Origin of the sequence: Brevundimonas aurantiaca, assembly GCF_014199955.1 — a bacterium.
In the GTDB taxonomy this organism is placed as follows: Bacteria; Pseudomonadota; Alphaproteobacteria; order Caulobacterales; family Caulobacteraceae; genus Brevundimonas; species Brevundimonas aurantiaca.
Genome location: NZ_JACHOQ010000001.1, coordinates 28,478 through 45,826, shown reverse-complemented (window position 1 = coordinate 45,826; position 17,349 = coordinate 28,478). Strand labels below are relative to the sequence as shown.

The following is a 17,349-nucleotide window of genomic DNA, read 5'->3' as shown; positions in this document are numbered from 1 at the left end:
CCATGACCGAACGCACCTTCTCGATCATCAAGCCCGACGCGACCCGCCGCAACCTGACCGGCGCGATCAACGCCGTGATCGAAGGCGCCGGCCTGCGCATCGTGGCCCAGCGCCGCGTCAAGCTGACCACCGACCAGGCCAAGAAGTTCTACGAAGTCCACGCCGAGCGTCCCTTCTACGGCGAACTGGTCGAGCAGATGACCGCCGAGCCGGTCGTGGTCCAGGTGCTGGAAGGCGAGAACGCCGTGGCCAAGTACCGTGAAGTCATGGGCGCCACCAACCCGGAACAGGCCGCCGAAGGCACGATCCGCAAGCAGTTCGCCCTGTCGATCGGCGAGAACTCGGTCCACGGCTCGGACAGCCTGGACAACGCCAAGATCGAAATCGAGCAGTTCTTCACCGAAGACCAGATCGTCGGCTAAGCGTTCAAGCGCGAGGGACCGCGTCCCGAGCGTAGCGCCAGAGACAGAGGCCCGCGTCCGGAACCGGACGCGGGCCTTTTCGTTGGGTCAACATCATCTCATCCCCCCGGAGAAGACCTATGAAAACCCTGCTGAAACTGACCCCCGTCATCGGCGCCGTGGCCCTGCTGGCCGCCTGCGGCCAGACCATGGAACAACGCGCCGCCACCGGCGCCTTGGGCGGCGCCGTCGCCGGCCAGGTTGTCGGCGGCAACACCGGCTCGACCGTGGCGGGCGCCGCGATCGGTGCCGTCGCCGGCGCAGCAACCACGCCGAAGTAAGGCTTTTCGCCTTCGCTGAAAAAGAAAGGCCCGGAGCGACGCTCCGGGCCTTTTTCGTTCGGGCTTGTGCGACCGCTTACCAGATGCGGGCGCGGGCCTCGGGGGCGATGTACTCCTTCTGATCCGGCGAGACCCCAAAGGCGGCGTACCAGGCGTCGATGTTGCGCGGCGAAGTGGCGGCGCGGACCGCGCCCGGCGAATGCGGGTCGGTGGTCAGCTGTTCGCGCAGGGCCTCGGGACGCGACTTCTCGCGCCAGACCTGGGCCCAGCCCAGGAACACCCGCTGGTCGCCGGTGAGGCCGTCGATCACCGGGCCCGGCTGGCCGTTCAGCGACTTGTGATAGGCGTCCAGCGCCAGCAGCAGGCCGCCCAGATCGGCGATGTTCTCGCCCATGGTCAGGTCGCCGTTCACATGGACGCCGGGGATGGGTTCCAGCGAGTTGTAGATGTCGCCCAGCACCTTGGCGCGCGCTTCGAACCGGGCGGCGTCTTCCGGCGTCCACCAGTCGCGCAGCACGCCGTCGCCGTCGGACTTGCGGCCCTGGTCGTCGAAACCGTGGGTGATTTCATGGCCGATGACCGCGCCGATGCCGCCGTAGTTGACGGCCGGGTCCGCGTTCGGATCGAAGAAGGGCGCCTGCAGGATGGCGGCCGGGAAGACGATCTCGTTGCGCGGCGGGTTGTAATAGGCGTTCACCGTCTGGGGCGTCATGCCCCATTCCAGCGGATCGACCGGCTTGCCGATCTTGCCGCGCTGATACGCCCACTCGAAAGCGCTGGAGCGTTCGACATTGCCGTACAGGTCGCCGGGGGTCAGTTCGAGACCGTCATAAGACCGCCACTTGTCGGGGTAGCCGATCTTCACCCCGAACTTGGACATCTTGTAGAGGGCCTGTTCGCGCGTCGCCTCGCTCATCCAGTCCAGGGTCTTCAGCCGCTCGGTCATGGCCGCGCGGATGTTGTCGACCAGGGTCTCCATCTGGGCCTTGGACGAGGCGGGGAAGTGAAGGCGGACATATTCCTGGGCCAGGACCTCGCCCAGCTGGCCGTCGACAAGGGCCACGCCCCGGTTCCAGCGCGGACGGTTCTCCGGTTGACCGCGCAGGGTCTTGCCGCGGAATTCGAAGCGGGCGTCGACGAAGGCCTTGGACAGATAGGGGCTGGCCTGATCGACGATCTGGGTGGCTTCCCACGCCTTCAGGGTCTCGATGGGGGTCTCGGCGAAGACCTGGGCGATCCCGGGGATGGCCGTGTTCTCCATCAGGATCAGGGTGTCGAGGTTTCCGACCTGGGCGCCGTCGAGGAAGGCGGGCCAGTCGAAGCCGGGGGCCAGGGCGGCCAGATCGGCGACCTTGCTGGGGTTGTAGAGCTTGTCGATCTGGCGACGCTCGACCGTGGTCCAGTGTTTCTCGGCGACCTTGGTCTCGAAGGCCAGGATGTCGGCGGCCGTCTCAGCCGGCTTGGTCCAGCCGATGGCGGTCAGGGTCTGGGTCAGATAGGCCAGATAGGCCTCGCGCTGGGCGGCGAAGTCCGGCTTCAGATAATAGTCGCGGTCGGGCAGGCCGAGCCCGCCTTGGCCCAGATAGGCCGAGTTGATGTTCGGGTTCTGCAGGTCCTCGAACACGGCGACGCCGAACAGCGAACCGCCGAAGCCCGAATGGCTGGCGCCCATCAGGCGGGCCATGGCGGCGTGGTCGGAGACGGCCTTCACGGCGGCGAGATCGGCGGCCATGGGCGCGGCGCCCAGTTGTTCGACGCGGGCCTCGTCCATGAAGCTGGCGTAGAGGGCGCCCACCTTCTGGGCGTTGGCGTTGACCGGGTTGGCGGCGCTGGACTCGATGATCGCTTTCAGCTGAGCCTGGGCGTTCTCATAGAGGACGTCGAAGGGGCCGAACCGGGCCTTGTCGGCCGGGATCTCGGTGGTGCTGAGGTAGGTTCCGTTGGCGTATTCGTTGAAGTCGTCGCCCGGCCTCACCGCCGTGTTGCGGCCGGCAAGGTCGAAGCCCCAGGCGCCGAAGCCGGGCGCGGCGTGGGCCCCGTGCGAATGGTCCTGGGCCGAGGCGCCGCCGGTCAGGGCGACGACGATACAGGCCGAGCAGGCGGCCATCAGGCGAATACGTTGCATGAAGGATAAGGTCCCGATTTTGGTCGGCGGCACCTTTGCGCCGGTGCGGCGCGGTGTCGCATGAAGTTTTCGTAATCTGGGGACGGAGGTGTTTAGAGGACGGGGACGCGCCGCCGACAAGTCATCATCCTAGGCCTCATGCCTAGGATCCATAAACTCAAGACGGAGGGACGAGCGCACGCTCGCAGACCGTGCCACACGCCATAAGCCGAGCGTATGGATCCTAGGCACAAGGCCTAGGATGACGGGCCTTTGGTAGAGGGCTTCAACCCCGCGCCAGACCCTTGCAGAAATCACCCAGCACCTGCGGATACAGCCGATGCTCCGCCGTCTTGACCCGTTCTGCCAGGCTCGCGGTCGTGTCGCCGTCGACGATGGGAACGCGTGCCTGGCCCAGGATCGGGCCTTCGTCGACACCTTCGGTGACCAGGTGGACGGTGCAGCCGGCTTCGGCGTCGCCCGCCGCTATGGCGCGGGCGTGGGTGTCGAGGCCGGGATAGAGGGGCAGAAGACTGGGGTGGATGTTCAGCATCCGACCCTCCCAGGCGCGCACCAGCCAGGGCGTCAAAATGCGCATATAGCCGGCCAGGGCGACCACCTCGACGCCGACGGCGCGAAGGGCCGCGTCCACCGCCCGCTCATGCGCCTCGCGGTCCTTGCCGAAGAGCTTGTGCGGAACGGCGACTGTTTGAACCCCCTTGGCTGCGGCGATGGCCAGACCGCCCGCGCCCTCGATGTTGGACAGGACCAGGGCGACCTCATAGCCGCTGTCCGCCGCCTGACTGGCGTCGATCAGGGCGGCCATATTGGAGCCGGTCCCCGAGATCAGGACCGCAACGCGCGTCTTCACGAGATCAGGCCGCTTCCAGCTGTCCGCAGACGAAGGCGACCTCGCCCGCGTTGAGCAGGGCGGCCAGCACCGGCTCGGCGTTCTCGGGCGAGACGATCAGGATGAAGCCGACGCCGCAGTTGAAGGTGCGGCGCATCTCGTGGTCGCTGATGCCGCCGGCCTCGGCCAGCCACTGGAAGACCTGGGGCATGGGCCAGGCGTCCCAGTCGAACGAGGCTTTCAGCCCCTCGGCGATGCACCGCGGCGGGTTTTCGATCAGGCCGCCGCCGGTGATGTGGGCCGCGCCCTTGACCAGGCCCGCCTTCATCAGCGGCAGGACCGGCTTCACATAGATGCGGGTCGGCTCCATCAGGGCCTGGGCCAGGGAGCGGTCCTTGGCGAAGGGGGCGTCGTCGCCCCAGGCCAGGCCGGACTTCTCGACCACCTTGCGAACCAGCGAATAGCCGTTCGAGTGCGGGCCGGTGGAGCCCAGGCCGATGATGATGTCGCCGGCCGCCTGGCGGTCGAGATAGGGCAGGGCGTGGCCGCGCTCGACGGCGCCCAGGCTGAAGCCGGCCAGGTCATAGTCGCCCTCGGTGTACATGCCGGGCATTTCCGCCGTCTCGCCGCCCACCAGGGCGCAGCCCGCCTGGCGGCAGCCCTCGGCGATGCCGGCGACCACGCGGCGGGCGGCGTCGATCTCCAGGCGGCCGGTGGCGTAATAGTCGAGGAACAGCAGCGGCTCGGCGCCCTGGGCCAGGAGGTCGTTGACGCACATGGCGACCAGGTCGACGCCCACGCCGTCATGACGCCCGGTTTCGATGGCGATCTTCAGCTTGGTGCCCACGCCGTCGGTGGTGGTGACGATCAGCGGGTCCTCAAACCCGGCGGCCTTCAGGTCGAACAGGGCCCCGAATCCGCCCAGCGAGGGCTCGGAACCGGGCCGCGCCGTGGACTTGGCCAGGGGCTTGATATGTTCGACCAACATCTCGCCTGCGTCGATGTCCACGCCGGCGTCGGCGTAGGTCAGGCCGTTTTCGAGAGGTTTTTGGGTGTCGCTCATGGGTCTCGGGCCTGGAATCGGGGCGGAAATGCAGCGCGGCTCTTGCCACAGGTGGGTTGCGGGGGGCTATAGCATCGGAATGACGCCGATCACCACCAATGAGGCGCTGGCCGATTTCTGCGCCCGCCTCGCCGCCGCCCCGTTCATCACGGTCGACACCGAGTTCATGCGGGAAACGACCTACTGGCCCAGGCTGTGCCTGATCCAGGCCGCGTCCGCCGATCACGCCGGCATCATCGATCCGATGGCGGAAGGCCTGGACCTGGAGCCCTTCCTGGATCTGCTGCGCGACCCGAAGATCATCAAGGTCTTCCACGCCTGTCGACAGGACGTCGAAATCTTCGTGCGCCTGGGCGCCATGCCCAAGCCGATGTTCGACACCCAGGTGGCGGCCATGGCGGCCGGGTTCGGCGAACAGGTCGCCTATGATTCCCTGGTGCGGCAGATGCTGCGCGTCGAACTGGACAAGGGCAGCCGCTTCACCGACTGGGCGCGACGCCCCCTGTCGGACAGCCAGCTGGTCTATGCCCTGGGCGACGTGACGCATTTGGCGGCCCTGTATCCGAAGCTGCGCGACCGGCTGAAGAAGGAAGGTCGGCTGGACTGGGTGATGGCGGAGATGGAGAGCCTGGTCGATCCGGCCCTTTACGACACCAATCCCGAGAACGCCTGGAAGCGGCTGAAGCCCAAGAAGTTCTCAGCCAAATATCTGGCGGCCTTCAAGGCCGTGGCCGTCTGGCGCGAGCGGGCGGCCCAGGAGCGCGACCAGCCGCGCGGCCGCATCCTCAAGGACGAGGGGATCGACGAGGTCGCGCAACAGGCGCCGACCGACCCCGACGCCTTCAACCGGCTGCGTTCGGTGCCCAAGGGGTTCGGCGGATCGCGGTTGGGGCTGGAACTGGCCGAGGAGCTGAAACGCGTTCTGGCCGATCCGGAATCCCATGCGCCCGAGATGGAGCGCCCTGCCCATCGCCAGCCGGCGCCTCCGTCGGTGGTCGAGCTGCTTAAGGTGCTGCTGAAGGCCAAGAGCGACAACGCCGGCGTCGCGCCCAAGCTGATCGCCACGGTTTCCGACCTTGAGAAGATCGCCGTTACGGACGACGCCGACGTGGATGCGCTGAAGGGCTGGCGGCGTCAGATCTTCGGCGAGGACGCGCTGAAGCTGAAACGGGGCGAGATCGCCCTGGTGCTGAGCGGCGCCCGGGTCGAGGTGGTCGAGATCGAAGGCTAGAGGCCGGGGCTCGACGCGCCGTCGATCCTCTAGGTCTGGATCTTCAGGCCCAGGTCCATCGCCTCGGCCAGAGCCTTGGCGCGTTTGCGCGTCTGTTCGCCCAGCAGAACGTCGGCATAACCTTCCGTCGCCGTCAGCCGAAGCTCTCCGCCCTTCACACGCGCCGTGGCGTTGGCGAGAAGTTGCGGCGAGCGGCCGGACAGATCGCAGGCCAGACGGATGGCCAGCCCCAGGGCGCGGGCGCGTCTGGCGGCGACGGCGTCCAGCAGCCGGTCGATGACCTCGGGCTGGGGCGTGGCTGCACCGCCGCCGTAGCGGGCGTTCAGGGCGCTGGCCAGAAAGGCGCGTTCGTCGTGGCTGATCCCCGCCACGGGCGCGCGCAGCACCTGGTCGAAGACCAACTCCAAGCGGTGATCAGGGTGCAGCCGCGCGCCCAGATCCGCCAGCCGGCAGGCGGCCGCCACCAGCACGTCGTCGCGCTTGGCTCCAAAGACGGAGGGGAGGGCTGCGACGATGTCGGCGATCCATCCTTTCAGAGCGCCCGGCAGGGCGGGCGCCACTCCTTGACGACCGCCCAGGGCCGCGCAGCCGGCGAGAAGAGGATCAGCCGTCCGGGTGGCCTTGTCCAGGGTTTCGAACAGGAGGCCCTCACGCACGCCCCAGGCCGACATTTCAATGTGTTTGAGGCCCAGATGATTGATCAACCCCTCCAGCACCAGTCCGGCGTAGGGCAGGGTTTCTGCGCGGGTTTTCGAGACGCCGGGCAGTTTGGCCAGGCTGACGGCGGATTGTCGGGACACCAGCCGCGCGGTCTCCAACGCCTCGTTCGCCGACATCTGATATTGATGCACCACCTTCAGCGGATAGGATTTCAGCCCCATGTGAACCTGGGCCAGGGTGCGCCAAGCGCCGCCGACGGCGTAGAGCCGGTCCGTTCGGAAACGTGAAGCGACCGGCTTCAGCTTCTGGTCGATGCGGCCCCTGATCCGTTCAGCGTCAAAACCGCTTCCCTCGGCCAGGGCGAAGGGCCCGAGCGGCAGGGTCAGGCCCTGTCCTCGAGTCCATTTCAGAGCCTTCAGACCCTTCAACTGAGTCAGCTCCAGGCTGGAGCCGCCCATGTCGGCCGAAACGCCTTGGGCCGTCGGGGCGCCCGCCAGCACGCCCATGGCGGCGTACTTCGCTTCTTCCTCGCCGCTCAATACGCGAATGTTCAGCCCGGTCTCCGCCGCCACCCTCTGGCAGAAGTCAGGCCCGTCTTCGGCTTCTCGCACCGCAGCTGTGGCGGCGATCAGGGTCGCGTCCGGGCGCACGCCTTCCAGAACGGCGGCGAAACGGCGAAGCGCCGTCAGGGCCATGGCGACGCCCTCGGGCGACAGCCGGCCGGTGACGGGTAGGTCGCGGCCAAGGCCCGCCAGAACCTTTTCGTTGAAGACCGTCCAAACGGCGCGGCCTTCCAGATGGTACAGGACCAGGCGAACCGAGTTGGAGCCGATGTCGATGGCGGCGATGTCGCGGCCGGCTGGGGCGATGTCACCCATCAACGGCCGGGGCGCTCGTAGCGGAGGACGGCCGGCAAGGTCTTCACCTTCCGGCCGCGGCCCGACAGGCTGGGATTGGTCATGAAGTAATCATGGGCGGAGAAGGGGCGTTCCGGATCGGCGGGGGAAACGCGCGTATAGCGCCCGTCGGCGTCCAAGACCCAGCTTTGCGCATCATCCTTCAGATTGGCGACCATGATTTGATCCAGCACCTGATCATGGACGGTGGCGTTGAGGATGGGGGTCATCACCTCCACCCGTCGATTCAGGTTCCGCGTCATCCAGTCGGCTGACGAGATGAAGACCTTGGCCTTGTCGTGCGGCAGATCCTTGCCGTTGGCGAAACAGACGATCCGGCTGTGTTCCAGGAAGCGGCCGACGATGGACTTGACCCGGATGTTCTCCGACAGGCCCGGCACCCCGGGACGCAGGCAACAGATACCGCGCACCACTAGGTCGATACGCACGCCCCATTGGCTGGCCCGATACAGGGCGTCGATGATCTCGGGATCGACCAGGGCGTTCAGCTTCACCCAGATGGCCGCCGGCTTGCCCATGGCGGCGGCCGACATCTCCTTGCCGATCAGTTCGATCAGCTTGGCCTTCATGTTGAGCGGGGAGACGATCAACGCCTCCAACTCGTCCGGGGTGGCGTAGCCGGTGATGTAGTTGAACACCCGGCTGGCGTCGCGCGCCAGAGCCGGATCACAGCTGAAAAGGGACAGATCGGTGTAAACCTTGGCCGTGACCGGGTGATAGTTGCCGGTGCCGTAGTGACAATAGGTTCGCAGGCCGTCCCCTTCACGTCGCACCACGACGCTCAGCTTGGCGTGGGTCTTGTATTCGACAAAGCCGAAGACGACGTGGACGCCGGCCCGCTCCATCGCTCGCGCCCAGCGCAGGTTGGCTTCTTCGTCGAAACGGGCCTTCAGCTCGACCAGGGCGGTGACGTTCTTGCCGTTCTCGGCCGCCTCGATCAGGGCGGCGACGATGGGGCTGTCCTTGGAGGTGCGGTACAGGGTCTGTTTGATGGCGATGACGTTCGGGTCACGCGCCGCCTGACGCAGGAACTGCACCACCACGTCGAAGCTCTCGAACGGGTGGTGAATCAGCATGTCCTTTTCTCGGACGGCGGCGAAGATGTCGCCCCCATTGTCCCGAACCCGTTCCGGATAGCGGGGCTCATAGCCCTTGAACTTCAGATCGGGATGGCCGCCGGGTATCAGGTCCGACAGCTGAGCCAGGCCCAGCATGCCGTCCACCAGCACCACGTCCTGGGGCGTCGCCTCCAACTCGCCGATGATGAAGTCGCGCAGATCGGCGGGCATGGAGGCCTCGATCTTTACGCGCACCACCGAGCCGAGGCGCCGCTGCTTCAAGGCCTCCTCGAACTCCAGCACCAGGTCTTCAGCCTCTTCCTCGATCTCGATGTCGCTGTCGCGGATCAGACGGAGCAGGCCCTTTTCCAAGACCTCACAGCCGGGGAAGAGGTGGTTGATGAACAGCAGAAGCACGTTCTCGAGGGTGATGAACCGCTTGCGACCCGGCGCCGAGCGACCGTCTGTCGGCAACTCCCAGAAGCGGCGCACCTGGGTCGGCACCGGCACCAGGGCGTAGAAGGTCTTGGTCTCGCCCTTGCGCTTCAGCTTCAGCGCCAGGGAAAAGCCGAGGTTGGGCAGGAAGGGGAAGGGGTGGGCCGGATCAATGGCGAGAGGCGTCAGAACGGCGAACAGCTGGTTCAGGAACTCGGGCTCCAGCCGCTCCCTTTCGGTCTTGGTCAGGCGGTTGCGATCGACCACCTCGATCCCCGCCGCAGCCAACTCCTTCTTCAGCTGACGCCAGCGGACCTGTTGTTCGGCCATCAACTGGCCCGCTGCGATATTGATGCGCTCCAGCTGTTCGGCCGGGGTCAGACCGTCCGCGGACAGGATTCTGAGTCGCTCGCGCAACTGGCCCTTCAGGCCTGCGACGCGCGTCATGAAGAACTCGTCGAGATTGTTCGCCGAGATCGAGACGAACCGCAGCCGCTCCAGCAGCGGATGGTTCGGATTGGCCGCCTCTTCCAACACGCGTTCGTTGAAGGCCAGCCAGGAAATCTCGCGATTGAAGAAGCGCGACGGCGAGATCATCAGATCTTCGTTCAGGGCCAGCTGAGGCGCGCGGGAGGCTGGAACTTCCTCGCCCCGGGTGTCGTCTTGAATCGCAGCGTCGGTCATGCGCCGGTTGTCGCGCGCGACTGTGACGGCCGCAAGCGGACGAGCCGGAAATTTGCAGGGGCGGGTAAGATCGTAGGGAGGGGGCGCTTCAGGCGGCGTCTGCGTCGCCGAGCTGGTCCAGAACCTCGCGGGCCAGGGGGCGGGTCACCGGGCGATGCAGGGCGTCCAGCCGATCCACCACCTGCACGGCCATGTCCGCCGAACGGTCTAGGCGTCGCACCAGATAGTCGATGACGTCGTCGGCGGGGGCGATGCTGCGCTCTGCGAAGCGGGCGCGAAGAATGGCCGACAGCACCTTGTCATCCGGCGCCTCGACGGCCACGGCCCGCACCGCATCCAGACGCGAGCGCAGGTCGGGCAGGGCTGCTCGCCATCGCCGCGGGGCCGCCCGATCCACCAGCAGGAGGGCGCCGCCGGAGAGGTTCGCCAGATTGATCAGATGAAACAGGCTTTCATCATCCGCATCAGAGGCCGAATCCAGCAGGACGGGGCGGCCTTCCAGCTCCAGGGGGTCGATCAGAGCCGCTTCCACGCCGTGCAGGGGCAGGGCGCCGACCCGTTCGGCCCAGTCGGCGGCCAAACGGCTCTTGCCGGCTCCCGCCGGTCCATAGAGCGCCAGGACAGAACCCACGCCGTCCGGCCAGGCCGCCAGCACCCGCACCGCCTCGGCGTTGCTGTCCGAGACGACGAAGGCGTCGCCCACGGCGCGTTCCAGCGGCAGACGCAGCTGTTCGGCGGGCTTTGGGCTAAGGGCGCTCGGCGCGGACATGGTTCTGTCATAGCAGAGGCCCGGTCGGCCTGTGTCAGAGCGGGCCTGTTGGTAATGGGGAGGGACGTCAGACCCTGTGGAGCGTTTCAGGCGAAATCGGCCAGGGCGGGGTTCAGCTTGCCCGCCTTGAACTCGGTCACCTTGTAATCGGCCAGGCCGTGGACCTGGAAAGGATCGTCCTTCAGCAGGGTTTCCAGCGCCTCCTTCGTTCCGCCGCCACGGACGACGAGAATGCCGCCGGTGCGAGGAACCATCGGGCCGGCGGCGAGGATCAGGCCGCTGGCGACGTGCTGATCCAGCCAGGCGCGGTGTTCGGCTGTCCTGGCCTCGATGGCTTCGATAGGCTGGGTATAGGTGATGGTGACGATGAACATGAGGGCCTTCAGCTTTGACTGGAGCCGCTATTGCGCGCCGGAGCGGGGTTTGCAACGGCTGAAACCTTGACTTTCCGGGGCGATGATGCGCCCTACGCCGCTTCGATTTCAGGCGCCGAAGGCGTCAGATTCCACCGCCAGATTTCCAGACGGTCTGTTCATGCACGCCTACCGCTCCCATACCTGCGGCGCCCTGCGCGCCTCCGACGCCGGTTCCGCCGTCCGCCTGTCCGGCTGGGTTCATCGGAAGCGCGACCACGGCGGTCTGCTGTTCATCGACCTGCGCGACCACTATGGCCTGACCCAGCTGGTGCTGCACCCCGAGACGCCGGGCTTCGCCGCCGTGGAGCGTCTGCGCGCCGAGAGCGTGATCCGGGTGGACGGCGAAGTGATCGCCCGCGACGCCGCCGTCATCAATCCGAACCTGCCGACCGGCGAGATCGAGGTTCGGGTCCAAGGCGTCGAGGTCCTGTCGGAAGCCGCCGAACTGCCGCTGCCGGTCTTCGGCGAGCCGGAGTACCCTGAGGAGATCCGCCTCAAGCACCGCTATCTCGACCTGCGGCGCGAGACCCTGCACAAGAACATCGTGCTGCGCTCGCGCGTGATCCAGTCGATCCGCAACCGCATGTTCGACCAGGGCTTCCTGGAATATCAGACGCCGATCCTGACGGCCTCGTCGCCCGAGGGCGCGCGCGACTTCCTGGTGCCCAGCCGCCTGCACCCCGAGAAGTTCTACGCCCTGCCGCAGGCGCCCCAGCAGTTCAAGCAGCTGCTGATGGTCTCGGGCTTCGACCGCTATTTCCAGATCGCGCCCTGTTTCCGCGATGAAGACCTGCGCGCCGACCGGTCGCTGGAGTTCTACCAGCTCGACATCGAAATGAGCTTCGTGACCCAGGAAGACGTCTTCGCCGCCATCGAACCCGTCATGCACGGCGTCTTCGAAGAGTTCGGCGAGGGCAAGCCGGTCTCGCCCATCGATCAGACCCACAGCTTCACCAACGACTTCGGTCAGAGCTTCGAACACAAGGGCTTCGAACGCCTGACCTACGCCCAGTCGATGGCCTGGTACGGCTCGGACAAGCCGGACCTGCGCAACCCGATCAAGATGCAGGTGGTGTCTGACCACTTCCGCGACGGGGGCTTCGGCCTGTTCGCCAAGATCCTGGGCGCGGACGAGAAGAACGCCGTCTGGGCCATTCCGGCCCCGACCGGCGGATCGCGCGCCTTCTGCGACCGCATGAACTCCTGGGCCCAGGGCGAGGGCCAGCCGGGCCTGGGCTATATCTTCTGGTCCGACGACCAGGGCGCCTGGGGCGGCCCCATCGCCAAAAACCTGGGCCAGGGGCCGACTGAGGCCCTGATGAAGTCCCTGGGCCTGGGCCAGGGCGACGCCGCCTTCTTCGTCGCCGGCCTGCCGTCGGTCTTCGCCAAGTTCGCCGGTCTGGCCCGCACCCGCGTGGGGACGGAGCTGAAGCTGGTCGACGAGAACCAGTTCAAGTTCTGCTGGATCGTCGACTTCCCCATGTTCGAATGGTCGGAAGAAGAGAAGAAGGTCGACTTCAGCCACAACCCCTTCTCGATGCCTCAGGGCGGGCTGGAGGCCCTGGAGACCCAGGATCCGCTGACCATCCGCGCCTATCAGTACGACATCGTCTGCAACGGCTATGAGCTGTGCTCGGGCGCGATCCGGAACCACAAGGCCGAGATCATGCTGAAGGCCTTCGAGATCGCCGGCTACGACGCCTCGGTGGTCGAAGAGCAGTTCGGCGGCATGCTGAACGCCTTCCGCTTCGGCGCCCCGCCGCACGGCGGCCTGGCGCCCGGCATCGACCGGATCGTCATGCTGCTGGCCGGTCAGCAGGCCATCCGCGAGGTAATCGCCTTCCCGCTGAACCAGCAAGGCGAAGACCTGCTGATGAGCGCCCCGGCCTCGGTGCAGGATCGCCAGCTGAAGGAGCTGCACATCCGCACGGCCCCGCCGATCAAGGTCTGATCGGCCTGACTGAGCGAAAGAAAGGGCGCGCCGAAAGGCGCGCCCTTTTCGATTCGACCGCATTCAGCAGGGCGTCAGCGCTCTGCAGTCACGAAGTTGCGGACGCGCGGCGGCGCGGGCGGCGTCGGCGGCGCGGGAACGGCGCGGATGACGCGGATTGCGCCGCGGCAGGCCTGGGCCGTCAGACGGCCGGGAAGGCGGGTCGATCCATCGCCGCAGGCTTCCCGCACCTGATCCTGGGTCAGATTGCGCGCGCCGGACAAATCTGCGCCTCGAATATCGGTGCGCCGCAGGGAGGCGTCTCTGAAGTCGGCCCGGCTAAAGACGCCGCCGGTCAGCCGCGCGCCGTCCAGGCTGGAATCCCGGAAGGAGGCGCCGGTGAAGTCCCCGTGGGTCAGGTTGGAGGCGTTGATCTCGGCATCGCTGAAATCGGCCCCGGCGGCGCGGACATTGGCCAGGGTCGCGCCGAATAGCTCGCTGCCCGAAAAGTCGGCCTCGATCAGGGTGGCGCCGTTGAAATTGACCCCGTGCAACTCGCCTCCGGAAAGGTTGGCGCGGGAAAGGTTGGCGCGCACGAAGGAGGCGCCCTGGGCCTCTGCTCCCGTCAGGACGGCGTTTGCGAAGCTGGTGGAGGTGAAGTCGGCGCCGACGATCTCGACTCCGGTCAGATTGGCGCGGCTGAAGTCGCTGCCCGTGAAGTTCGACCCCACCATTTCCGCGCCACGCAGATTGGCCCCGACCAGGGTGGCGTTCATGAAGCTGGCGCCGGTGAAGGTCGCACCGGAAAGATTGCGCCCCGACAGCTCGCAGCGATTGCAGGATCCGCCGAGCGAGACTGACCGGGCCACGTCGCGATCTTGCACCGTCATCTCGACGCCGGCGAAGGCGGACGGCGCCAGCAGAAGGCCGCTCGCCGCAGCCAGGGCGGGCAAAAGGACCGAAAGGGTAGGGCGGATGATCTGTTTCACACCGCCTGAATGCCCTGAAACCGTGACCGGACCTACTTAAATCGAGGTAATTTCGTTAAATGCCGGCAAGATTGGCGGCCTTCAGCAGGCCGGAATACGCAGGCCGTGCGGCAGGACGGTGGAGCCGTCGCCGCAGGCTCGATTGAGCTGGCTCTGCGTCAGACCTGAGGCGCGCGACAGATCGGCGCCGGAGATATTGGTTCCCTGGAGCGTGGCCCCTGCGAAGTTCGCCCCTTGCAGATAGGCGCCGACGAAACTGGCGTTGGTCAGGTTCGCGCCTGAAAAGCTGGAGCCGGAAAAGACCCCGCCATAGGCGTCCACGTCGCGCAGATCGGCGTTGGAGAAGCGGGTGCGGTTCATCACGCTCAGGCTCAGGTCCGCCTGCCGCAAACGCGATCGCGTCAGGTTCAGGCCCCGCGCCTCAAGCCCGGAAAAGTCGCCCTGAAAAAGGTTGCAGCCCGCGCAGGAAGCGCCCCGACGCACCGAGGCGATCTGACCGGCGTTCTGGGCCGAGGCGGGGACGGCCAGGGTCGCGAGAAGGGCGGCGGCGAGGGAAAGGGCGGTCAGGCGGGACATGGGGTCGCTCCGGCGAAGGCGTCGCATTGATCCTGAGCCTAGGGGCGACCCGTTAACTTAGCCCTGATCCCCGCCTTGCAGGGCCGGCGCCGCGCCGCAGGTGTCGCAGGTCCAGCCGGCGCCGCGTTGTTGCAGGCTGAAGTCCCCGCAGGAGGGACAGGCCGCCGCCTCTGTCTCGCCGCCTGGCCGAGGCTCCGTCTCCAGCTTGCGGCCGAAGGGCACGACGACCAGATTGTCCGGCGCCGAGCCGCGCGCGAACCCCTTGGATATAAAGCGTGCGGCGGGGACGGCCTCGCCGTCCTTGGGCTTTCCATCGCCCAGTTCGCCCCAGTTTTGGCCCTCGGCCTGGGTGTGATCCGCCTGGGCGTTGGCCAACTCCTGGCGGCTCAGATAGGAGACGCCCAGTTCGCGGAAGATGTAGTCGAGGATCGAGGTCGCCGAACGGATGGAATCATTGCCGGTGACCCGTCCCGCCGGCTCGAAGCGGGTGAAGACGAAGGCGTCCACGAACTCGTCCAGCGGCACGCCGTATTGCAGGCCGATAGAGATGGCGATGGCGAAGTTGTTCATCAGGCTGCGGAAGGCGGCGCCTTCCTTGTGCATGTCGATGAAGATCTCGCCCAGTTCGCCGTCTTCATATTCTCCGGTGTGGATATAGACCTTGTGGCCGCCTACGGCCGCCTTCTGGATATAGCCCTTGCGACGGTCGGGCAGTTTGCGGCGGGCGCGTTCGCGTTCCACCACCCGTTCGATGATCCGCTCCTTGGGGGCGGGTGCGGCGGCGGTCTGGGGTGCGGCTTCGAAGCGCGGCGCAGGGTCGGTCTTGGGCAGGGTCAGCAGAGGGCCGGGGGGAGGCGCGGCGCGGTTCAGGCGGATGGCGCGCCGTCCGTGATCCGCCGCCTGGCTGAGCGTGCGCGCGGCCTGGGCGGCGGTGGCGCGCCAGTCGAGGGTTTCAAGGGCGATGTCCGGGGCGTCGCTGAAGGGTTCGAGCGCCAGACGCAGGCGACCCTCGAAGCCGGCGGGATCGGCGAGAAGGGCTGCGAGGTCGGTCGGCGCGCCCTCCCAATCCCTCAGATGACCATGGCCGAACACCCATTGAGCCGCAGCGGCCTCAGCCTCTTCGGGCACCCCCAGCAGGTTCAACAAGGGGCCGTCGCCGTCTTCCAGTCCCAGAACGTCGCGGATGAAGCCGGGGTCGAGGACGGGTGCGGTGAAGACGGCGTCGAAGCTTTCCGCAGCACCCAGAGCCTGTTCCACGGCGGCCAGTTCCACATCGGTGAAGCCGAAGGCGCGGAGCGCGGAATGATCCACGCCCGGCGCCTCGACCAGGGTGCGTCGGCCGAACAGGCGACGCTCGGCCGCCTGGACGTCCCCTCCGCTGCGGACCAGGGCGGCGGCCAGGGCCGGGGCCAGTCGGCGACCGATCCCACCGTCTGCGGTCTCGAATAGATCGACGACGGCGGGCGCGCCCCGGCCGAGACGCAGGCGGGCCTCGGCGTCATCGACGAACAGACCCAAGGCGATGTGGCGGCGGGGACCGGACGTCCGATCCAGAATCTCGATCGCCTGGGCGGCGAGGGGGAAGGAATTGGCGGACAGCCGGTCGCGGCGCGCCTTTTCGACGTCGATGATTTGGGCCTTCAAACCCTCCCACTCGCCACAGGGACTGCGCAGCCGCGCCAGCTCGACCGAGGTTTGGGCTGCGACCGACGCCGTCAGGGCGCCCAAGGCCTCGGCGCGGGCGGCGGGATCGCCGTCGAGCGGCGCCAGGGCGTCCAAAAGCCCCTCCAGTCCCAGGGCGAGCACGGCGTCGTCCGATTGGAGGTCCAGGGCCGTCACCCACAGACGAACCAGATCGGGCAGAAGATCGAACGTTCCATCGCTAAGGGCCGCGACCGCAGCCAGGTCGATCAGCACCCGATTGGCGGCGGGTTCGGCCAGAACCTCAGCGTCCCTCGGGTCGAAGGCGACGACCAGGCCGCCGTCCAGGGCGGCCTCTGCAGCGGCCAGAACTTCAGGGGAGCCGGCGGCGGTCTGGGTCCGATCGGCCAGGACCACCAGCTGGGCGCCGTCCGCCAAGGGGCGAAGCGTCAGACTGGGACGCTCACCGTCGACGGCGCGCAGGATGTCGGCGTCGGTCGCCCCGCGGCCCCGGGCTGCGGCGGCGGCGCGGCCCAGCGCGGGATTTCGCATCGGGTCGGCGCAATCCCCCCGGGCCCCCTCGCAACGATCGACCGCGTCGGCGACGGCGCAGAGGGCGTCGGTCAGGGCCTCCGCTGCTTGTCGCGCCAGCCGCTGGGTCGTCCGATCGGCCCTGTGGGCGGAAAGCCGGGCGGCGGCGGATGGATCGGCGAGGTCGACGACGCCGGCCGTTGCCGCGTGTCCCACCGGGGTCGCCAGGCCGAGCTGCATCGTAGCCGCCAGCTCCGCCGCAAAGGCGCCCGCCGCCTTGGTGTCGGCAAAGACGCCCTCGGCCAATCCCTTGGCCGCCAAACGCCCAGCCCAGGCGTCCGGCGCGCCGTTCAGCCAGCCGCCTGCGACGGACGGCGGGGGCGAGAGCGAATCGCCCCAGTCCAGCCAGGCTTCGATCCGGGCGTCGGACCAGCCGGCGGGCGCCAGAACCTCCTGGACCAGGAAGGGGCGCTCTATGGCGCGGGTCTCCATCGCGACCCGCACGGCGCGAGCGACGAAGCCGGATTGAAAGCGCATAAACCGCATCTCCCCTTAGAGCTGGCGCCAGATTACGGTGTCGCGATGACCCGCGCTACTAGATGTAGTCGTTATCAACCGCTGAATTCGCGGTGGATCATGCCGCCCGACCCCAGGGATCGCACCCAGGGGCGGTGGCGGCCGAAGCCTGGACGGGAACACCCGTCGGGGGAGGAGAAATCGAGAAGGGGCGACATCTCGCCGCTTGCGGTGACT

At 67.3% G+C, this 17,349-nt stretch carries 14 protein-coding genes; 4 read left to right on the top strand and 10 right to left on the bottom strand.

Translation table 11 applies throughout. The features are described 5' to 3' along the window. Positions 1–2 precede the first annotated feature (2 nt). Together ndk and GGQ93_RS00180 are read left to right on the top strand one after the other, a co-directional pair. Positions 3–422, top strand: coding sequence for a nucleoside-diphosphate kinase (gene ndk, locus GGQ93_RS00185; RefSeq protein WP_054766137.1), 420 nt, complete (start codon positions 3–5; stop codon positions 420–422). A gap of 119 nt (positions 423–541) precedes the next feature. Then, on the top strand, positions 542–742 hold the full coding sequence (locus GGQ93_RS00180) for a YMGG-like glycine zipper-containing protein (protein ID WP_008260739.1): 201 nt from the start codon (positions 542–544) through the stop codon (positions 740–742). A 76-nt stretch (positions 743–818) separates the two neighbouring features. Here the strand turns inward: GGQ93_RS00180 and GGQ93_RS00175 are convergent, their stop codons facing one another. From GGQ93_RS00175 to purM, 3 genes are all read right to left on the bottom strand, one after another. Beyond that, entirely contained in the window at positions 819–2,867 is a 2,049-nt protein-coding gene (locus GGQ93_RS00175; RefSeq protein ID WP_183214751.1) for a M13 family metallopeptidase, read from the bottom strand. A gap of 265 nt (positions 2,868–3,132) precedes the next feature. Next, positions 3,133–3,717 (bottom strand): phosphoribosylglycinamide formyltransferase, encoded by a 585-nt coding sequence (gene purN / locus GGQ93_RS00170; protein WP_183214750.1) that lies wholly within the window; start codon positions 3,715–3,717, stop codon positions 3,133–3,135. Between the two features lie 4 nt (positions 3,718–3,721). Beyond that, on the bottom strand, positions 3,722–4,759 hold the full coding sequence (gene purM / locus GGQ93_RS00165; RefSeq protein WP_183214749.1) for a phosphoribosylformylglycinamidine cyclo-ligase: 1,038 nt from the start codon (positions 4,757–4,759) through the stop codon (positions 3,722–3,724). 79 nt (positions 4,760–4,838) lie between these two features. Between purM and rnd the strand changes: the two genes are divergently transcribed. Beyond that, complete coding sequence (rnd, locus tag GGQ93_RS00160) at positions 4,839–5,990, top strand: ribonuclease D (RefSeq protein ID WP_152950613.1); 1,152 nt, start codon at positions 4,839–4,841, stop codon at positions 5,988–5,990. Between the two features lie 29 nt (positions 5,991–6,019). Here rnd and GGQ93_RS00155 read toward each other — a convergent pair whose 3' ends face one another. The 4 genes from GGQ93_RS00155 to GGQ93_RS00140 form a co-directional block, all read right to left on the bottom strand. Beyond that, positions 6,020–7,528 (bottom strand): Ppx/GppA phosphatase family protein, encoded by a 1,509-nt coding sequence (locus GGQ93_RS00155; RefSeq protein WP_054766132.1) that lies wholly within the window; start codon positions 7,526–7,528, stop codon positions 6,020–6,022. Next, positions 7,528–9,744, bottom strand: coding sequence for an RNA degradosome polyphosphate kinase (locus GGQ93_RS00150; protein ID WP_183214748.1), 2,217 nt, complete (start codon positions 9,742–9,744; stop codon positions 7,528–7,530). Before GGQ93_RS00150 ends, GGQ93_RS00155 begins: the two co-directional genes overlap by 1 nt. Positions 9,745–9,832: 88 nt before the next feature. Then, positions 9,833–10,513, bottom strand: coding sequence for a P-loop NTPase family protein (locus tag GGQ93_RS00145; protein WP_183214747.1), 681 nt, complete (start codon positions 10,511–10,513; stop codon positions 9,833–9,835). An 86-nt stretch (positions 10,514–10,599) separates the two neighbouring features. Continuing rightward, positions 10,600–10,887: a YciI family protein gene (locus GGQ93_RS00140; RefSeq protein WP_183214746.1), complete on the bottom strand. Its 288-nt coding sequence runs from the start codon at positions 10,885–10,887 to the stop codon at positions 10,600–10,602. A gap of 160 nt (positions 10,888–11,047) precedes the next feature. On the opposite strand from GGQ93_RS00140, the gene aspS reads away from it, so the two are divergent. Further along, positions 11,048–12,880, top strand: a complete 1,833-nt coding sequence (gene aspS, locus GGQ93_RS00135) for an aspartate--tRNA ligase (protein ID WP_183214745.1) — start codon at positions 11,048–11,050, stop codon at positions 12,878–12,880. Between the two features lie 74 nt (positions 12,881–12,954). Here aspS and GGQ93_RS00130 read toward each other — a convergent pair whose 3' ends face one another. The 3 genes from GGQ93_RS00130 to GGQ93_RS00120 form a co-directional block, all read right to left on the bottom strand. Then, positions 12,955–13,848 carry a pentapeptide repeat-containing protein gene (locus GGQ93_RS00130; RefSeq protein WP_183214744.1) on the bottom strand — a complete coding sequence of 298 codons (894 nt, stop codon included), beginning with the start codon at positions 13,846–13,848 and terminating at the stop codon, positions 12,955–12,957. Between the two features lie 81 nt (positions 13,849–13,929). Continuing rightward, positions 13,930–14,424, bottom strand: coding sequence for a pentapeptide repeat-containing protein (locus GGQ93_RS00125; protein WP_183214743.1), 495 nt, complete (start codon positions 14,422–14,424; stop codon positions 13,930–13,932). A gap of 57 nt (positions 14,425–14,481) precedes the next feature. Next, positions 14,482–17,133, bottom strand: coding sequence for a TSCPD domain-containing protein (locus tag GGQ93_RS00120; RefSeq protein WP_183214742.1), 2,652 nt, complete (start codon positions 17,131–17,133; stop codon positions 14,482–14,484). Positions 17,134–17,349 lie beyond the last annotated feature (216 nt).

Excerpts from the sequence above, each read along its gene's own strand:
- GGQ93_RS00140 (WP_183214746.1), bottom strand. The coding sequence starts at position 10,887 with ATGTTCATCGTCACCATCACCTATACCCAGCCTATCGAAGCCATCGAG.
- purM (WP_183214749.1), bottom strand. The coding sequence starts at position 4,759 with ATGAGCGACACCCAAAAACCTCTCGAAAACGGCCTGACCTACGCCGAC.
- GGQ93_RS00125 (WP_183214743.1), bottom strand. The coding sequence starts at position 14,424 with ATGTCCCGCCTGACCGCCCTTTCCCTCGCCGCCGCCCTTCTCGCGACC.
- rnd (WP_152950613.1), top strand. The coding sequence starts at position 4,839 with ATGACGCCGATCACCACCAATGAGGCGCTGGCCGATTTCTGCGCCCGC.
- GGQ93_RS00120 (WP_183214742.1), bottom strand. The coding sequence starts at position 17,133 with ATGCGCTTTCAATCCGGCTTCGTCGCTCGCGCCGTGCGGGTCGCGATG.
- GGQ93_RS00150 (WP_183214748.1), bottom strand. The coding sequence starts at position 9,744 with ATGACCGACGCTGCGATTCAAGACGACACCCGGGGCGAGGAAGTTCCA.
- GGQ93_RS00155 (WP_054766132.1), bottom strand. The coding sequence starts at position 7,528 with ATGGGTGACATCGCCCCAGCCGGCCGCGACATCGCCGCCATCGACATC.
- GGQ93_RS00175 (WP_183214751.1), bottom strand. The coding sequence starts at position 2,867 with ATGCAACGTATTCGCCTGATGGCCGCCTGCTCGGCCTGTATCGTCGTC.
- GGQ93_RS00145 (WP_183214747.1), bottom strand. The coding sequence starts at position 10,513 with ATGTCCGCGCCGAGCGCCCTTAGCCCAAAGCCCGCCGAACAGCTGCGT.
- GGQ93_RS00180 (WP_008260739.1), top strand. The coding sequence starts at position 542 with ATGAAAACCCTGCTGAAACTGACCCCCGTCATCGGCGCCGTGGCCCTG.
- ndk (WP_054766137.1), top strand. The coding sequence starts at position 3 with ATGACCGAACGCACCTTCTCGATCATCAAGCCCGACGCGACCCGCCGC.
- aspS (WP_183214745.1), top strand. The coding sequence starts at position 11,048 with ATGCACGCCTACCGCTCCCATACCTGCGGCGCCCTGCGCGCCTCCGAC.